Genomic DNA, 5,901 nt, shown 5'->3' with positions numbered 1-5,901 from the left:
CCATTACCCATTACCCATTACCCATTACCCATTACCCATTACCCATTACCCATTACCCATTACCCATTACCCATTACCCATTACCCATTACCCATTACCCATTACCCATTACCATTCTTTAGTTGTAATTGCGCCAAACGCCGACGAGAGAACCTTGCACCTGTACTTGCATAGCAGGGACTTCAATCGGGTTGTACTTAGGATTAGCTGGTTTAAGGGTTACGCGATCGCCTTGGCGATAAAAACGTTTTAAAGTCGTACCGTATCCCTCAACTCTAGCAGCGACGATGGTGCCATTTTTCAGATTATTTGGTTCTTGTACCGGACGCAAAAAGACCAAATCACCATCAGCAATTAAATCTTCAATCATGCTATCGCCAGCTACCCGTAAAGCGTAGCTTTGCGCAGGTAGAGATAAATTAGAAAAGTCTAAATGATCTATAGCATCAGTGAAGGGTTCAATTAAACCACCAGCGGCGATTGTCCCCAAAATTGGCACACCTTGCTTGACAGGATGCAAAATCCGAATTGTTCGCGCCTTACCTTCATTCCAATCGATGTATCCCTTGGTGCGTAAATGTTCCAAGCGGCTTTGAATTGGCGCAGGCGATCGCAAATTCATCCCTAACATCATTTGGCGAATTGAAGGCGAATGCTGATTAACGCGGATATATTCTACCAGCCATTCATGCAGTTCTTGTTGCGCTTCTGTTAGACGTTCCATAAAATTGTTGGGAAGTAATTACAAATGTATCTAGAACATTAGTACTACAAAATCCTTCCCATAACAAGATGAAAGCAAAAAGATTAGAGGCAAAATAAAGACTATTCTCTTTGGTTTTGCCCTTTTATTTTTGACTTTTGACCTTTTACTCTGCCCCCAAGATACTAGCAAGCAAAGCTTTTTGGGCGTGCAGCCGATTTTCTGCCTGATCCCAAACCCGTGATTGAGAACCTTCAATTACTTCTTCTGTAATTTCTTCACCACGATGGGCTGGTAAACAGTGTAAAACAATCGCCTCTGGGTCAGCAAGACTTAATAACTGCTCAGAAATTTGATAAGGTTGGAAAATCGGCAAGCGGTTATCTGCCTCTGCTTCTTGCCCCATACTTGACCAAACATCAGTGTAAAGTACCGTTGCTCCCTTAGCTGCCACTTCTGGATCTTCGGTGAGGAGAACTTCAGTTTTATCTTGCACAATCGCTTTTGCTTGTGCGACAATTCCCCCATTTGGTTCATAGCCACTAGGAGTAGCAACTCTCACATTCATCCCCGCCAAAGCACAGCCTAAGATCAGAGAATTAGCCACATTATTTCCATCACCCACGTAAGTCAAAGTTAACCCTGCAAGAGTGCCAAAACTCTCCTGAATCGTCATTAAATCAGCTAAAATCTGACAGGGATGCTCTAAATCAGTCAAGGCATTAATTACAGGAATCTTGGCATAGTTAGCAAAAGTTTCCAAATCCTGCTGGGCAAAAGTGCGGATTGCCAAAATATCCAGATATCGATCCAACACCCGCGCTGTATCTTGTATAGGTTCCCCGCGACTAACTTGAGTAACATTGGGGTTGAGATCGATTACCTGTCCACCCAGTTGGTACATCGCCACAGTAAAACTCACTCGCGTACGAGTTGAAGCTTTAGAGAACAACAAACCCAACACCTTATTACAGTGCAACTTCAGCTGTTGTGTTTTAAGTTGGGTTGCCAATTGCAGAAGTTCTTGAAGTTCGGTGGAACTAAGATCCGCCAGACCTAATAAATCTCGTCCAATCAATGCTGCCATGCTTGTGATCTATAAAGAACAATGAGATTTTTCTGTTCCTTGACTACCGATTTCCGATTTTAGATTTTAGATTTTAGATTAGAGTTTATGCCAAAATCCAAAATTGACTTTACCCAACCGGGTCAAAAAAAAATACAGTTTTTCAACTGTACCAAATATATATTTTGGCATCCAGACCAGTATTTGATACCAATTTGAAAAAACAATCTGACAGATACAAGCCCAGAAACCCTATCAAACCAAGCTTTCTTAATTTTGAATTTTGTATCCCTTACGGGAGCCGGAGGCTCTATGAGAGAATTTTGAATTGGTATGACTTTGCCTTGACGATGAATTTTTACCCTACACTTTTTCAAATCTATCAGAAGATACTGCATCTTGATTCAAGATGCGATACAGACTTGGATCACATTTTCCATAGACAGTGAAGAGCATCGCTTCAATTAAAGCCTTAGCCTTAAGCAACGTCTCTTCAAATTCTGCCTGAGGATCGGATAAAGCCACAATACCACCGCCAATGCCAATAGAAGTTTCATCGGGAGTAAGCAGTGCGGTACGGATGACAATATTTAGGTCTGCGGTACCATTAAAGCCCAAAAACCCAATCGCCCCTGAATAAACTCCCCGCGCCTCTTGCTCAAGCCTATGAATAATCTGCATAGTTCTGATTTTGGGAGCACCAGTCATCGAACCCCCAGGAAAAGCCATGTAAATACAGTCAGTGGCTCCCATATCTGAGCGTAAACGACCGCGAACAGTAGACACCAATTGATGCACAGTGGCATAAGTTTCCACAGCCATCAATTTCGGGACATGGATGCTACCAACTTCACAAACGAGTCCCAGATCATTACGCAATAAATCCACAATCATCAAGTTTTCAGCCCGGTCTTTTTCACTATTAAGCAAACTTTCACGGAGCACAAAATCTTCTTCCGCAGTTTGTCCACGGCGGAGAGTGCCTTTAATTGGCTTAGTTTCTACCCAACCTTGACGATCAATTTGCAGAAATCGTTCTGGAGATGAGCAAGCCACCGCTAGATCACCAAAGCGGAGAAATGCTGAATAAGGTGCTGGATTAACTCGGCGTAAGGTGCGGTAAAACGTTAATGGATCTGGAGTAGTGTCTGTGTAAAGCTTATTCGTTAAGCAAACTTGGTAACTCTCCCCTTCATGGATTTCCCGCAGACATTTGTGAATATCATTAATGTAAGTCTGGTGAGAACGACTTAAACGAAAGGTAACGGGGGTTTCCCTACCTTGGGGCATAATGGGCGGTAGAGGGGGGAGTGTGCAAAGTTGTTGCTCAATTAACTTAAACCAAGCTTCTGCTAGTGTAGCTTCACCCTTTTTGGCGAGATACACCAGATAGATAGTTTCTTCTTGGTGGTCAAATACAATTATGCGATCGCCTAAAATAAACATGGCATCAGGCAATGACTGAGGATGCACTAACTCAACCCTAGACTCAGCCTTAACCTCATAACCGAAATAGCCAACAAAGCCGCAGTTAAAATTGAAAGGAAGCTCATCAGACCGACAGTATCGGCGCTCAATTTCCTGTTTAAGATACTCAAAAATATTCCCTGTGCAGCGTGTTATAATCCCTGACTGAGTGACGGTTATATCTTTAGTTTGGTGATCATACTGAACGAGTAAGCTGTTTGGCCCCTTACTCCCTCCCATAAAAGAAAAGCGAGAAAGACCAGGCTCTACTAAGCTGCTGTCAAGCCAAAAGGTATTTGCTTCTTCCCCAAAAAGATGGCAAAACACCTGTTCTGCATCAAGATAAATATCCAGCTTTTGGCTGTAAACTGCAAATTCCTGGCTTTCCTCTGGGCGTAAATAGCCAGTAGTGGAAACTCCCCCAGATCCTTTCCATTGTTTTCTTGTTTCCGGTCTGATTTTTTTGGCAGCAAATTCCAAAGTGATTTCTCTGAAGTTCTCTAAAACTTTCCGTCCATATTCTGTGCAGATAGATTCTGGGTGAAACTGCACACCCCAAAACGGCTGATGTCGATGACGCAACCCCATGACGATTCCTTCTTCAGTCCAAGCCACCTTTTCTAAACAATTTGGCAAGTCTTGGGAAACAATCAAAGAGTGATAGCGGACAACAGAGAAAGGATTGGGAATTCCCTGAAATAAATCAGCGCCATTGTGGTAAATTTTGCTTAATCGTCCGTGTCTGACTTCTGGCGCATGAATCACGTTTCCCCCACAGAGGTAGCCTAGTCCTTGATGACCGAGACATACACCAAGCAGGGGAACATCGATATTTTGGATTACCTGTTGGCAAATGCCGAAGTCTTCAGCTTTTTCTGGACGACCAGGGCCGGGAGAAATCACTACATTATCAAATGTTAGTTGTGTCAGGTCGTTCCAGTCAACTTGATCATTACGAACCACGAGGGGAAGTTCTTGATTTACTTGGGCGATTATCTGATATAGGTTAAAAGTATAGGAGTCGTAGTTATCGATAATCAGCGTTCGCACCTAACATTTCCCCTTTTCTGTAAGGTTTGTCACCACCTAATTTTGTACTATAGCGGTTCTCCCTTGGATGGAACACAGACCTAACCCCCAACCCCTTTCCTCCTAGCTTTGGAGAGCAAGATTCAAAGCCTCACTCTTAAACCTTTAGCAGGTTGGAGCGGTTGATGCATCTACTAATCTGATGACAACAGAAAAATTCCTTAATGGTTGATGGTTGACAACCAGCTTGCTTATGTTAAAATAAGGAATGCGTTAATGCCTAAGAGCAATAACCAAAACCGCCAGCATAGCACAGTGGTAGTGCATCCGACTTGTAATCGGAAGGTCGCGAGTTCAAATCCCGCTGCTGGCTTTTAATATATTTTACTGAGATGAAGAAAGGCGATCGCTTTCTCTTGTGGAGTTTTGTTGGGAAAAGGCGATCATATTTTATAGTGAATTTGATAAGTTTGGTAATGTGCCTGAAATTACTCTATTTTTGGAGCATTTACACAACTTAGGGGGAGCAGTATGGTAGTCTAAAATTATACCATACCCTGCTTAGAATTGGCAAAATTTCATTCATTAGGAGTTGACCGTGATTTCTTCAAATTCTGAGTTAGAAATTGCTGCTTTAAAATATTTGCAAGCGACAATAATAAGATATTTAAAACTTATTTATAATAAAAATTATAATAAAATTAAAAGTCGAAAAAATGTTAAAAAAATAATTGATAAAATCAAAAATATTTCCGACCAAATTTCCTATAATATTAGTGAAATTCTGATGCAGCCTTTAGACAATTTAGACAATAATGAAATCAAGTTAATAAACAACCTAATTGATAAAATCAAAAATATTTCCGACCAACAAATTCACGATGATATTAGTCAAATTCAGCCTGTTGATTTAGGGAATAGTGGAATTAATGATGGAGAGCTACCAGCATATATTTCACAAAATGAGGATTTAAAATATTTTCAACAAGCTATACAGGAAATTCATAGAGAAATTATGCATATACATGATTTAATAGAATCAGAAATGATTATAGCAGTTGAAGATATATTCTTTCCTGATGGAAGCATACTACTTGTGCAAATATATTTTTGGAAAATGACCTTAGAATTAGAATTAGGGTCATTTAGCTTAATGAAGTATGTTTTCCGCAAAATAGGACTACCCTATCCTAATTGGATTTTACCAACTTCTACTTTTGAAGGTCATATATTTTTAAATATACTTAAAGATGCTTATGAAGAAAATCTGACAGTAGATGAAATGTTCATTAATAAATTAATGGTGCAATCTCGTATTCAAGACACTTTAGATTCTTGGAAGACCAAAAATAATAGTAACATACAGAAAAGAATACCAATCTTAGAAGAAGCAGTTGCAGCCCATTTAGACGGTAAATTTTACTTAAGTGTATCAGCACTCATACCTCAAATAGAAGGCTTACTACGAGATGCAATAAATATAGGAATAATATTTGATTTTTGAAAAAAAATAAGAGATAATACGGAGAGAGCATACAAGTCTAAAACAGAACAATGATAAAGCAGTATTTAGAACAAGAGATACCTGCGGTGGGTGGAGTCATCGGCGAACTACAGGAATTTATAGCTCAAAATC

General features: G+C 40.2%; 4 protein-coding genes and 1 tRNA gene. 2 read left to right on the top strand and 3 right to left on the bottom strand.

Annotation, left to right across the window (positions count from 1 at the left end; translation table 11 throughout):
- Positions 1–118 precede the first annotated feature (118 nt).
- From lexA to pabB, 3 genes are all read right to left on the bottom strand, one after another.
- Positions 119–724, bottom strand: coding sequence for a transcriptional repressor LexA (gene lexA / locus H6G32_RS26155; RefSeq protein WP_190463652.1), 606 nt, complete (start codon positions 722–724; stop codon positions 119–121).
- A gap of 145 nt (positions 725–869) precedes the next feature.
- Positions 870–1,790, bottom strand: a complete 921-nt coding sequence (gene argF / locus H6G32_RS26150; RefSeq protein ID WP_190463651.1) for an ornithine carbamoyltransferase — start codon at positions 1,788–1,790, stop codon at positions 870–872.
- A 342-nt stretch (positions 1,791–2,132) separates the two neighbouring features.
- On the bottom strand, positions 2,133–4,286 hold the full coding sequence (gene pabB, locus H6G32_RS26145) for an aminodeoxychorismate synthase component I (RefSeq protein WP_190463649.1): 2,154 nt from the start codon (positions 4,284–4,286) through the stop codon (positions 2,133–2,135).
- 280 nt (positions 4,287–4,566) lie between these two features.
- Here pabB and H6G32_RS26140 point away from each other — a divergent pair.
- Positions 4,567–4,638, top strand: a tRNA-Thr gene (locus tag H6G32_RS26140).
- Between the two features lie 225 nt (positions 4,639–4,863).
- The gene (locus H6G32_RS26135) at positions 4,864–5,769 is read left to right on the top strand and encodes a hypothetical protein (protein ID WP_190463646.1); all 906 of its coding nucleotides are present in this window, start codon (positions 4,864–4,866) and stop codon (positions 5,767–5,769) included.
- Positions 5,770–5,901 lie beyond the last annotated feature (132 nt).

Origin of the sequence: Cylindrospermum sp. FACHB-282 (assembly GCF_014697195.1) — a bacterium.
GTDB lineage: Bacteria > Cyanobacteriota > Cyanobacteriia > Cyanobacteriales > Nostocaceae > Cylindrospermum.
The sequence above is the reverse complement of the archived record's forward strand: the minus strand, read 5'-3'. Positions and strand labels throughout refer to the sequence as shown.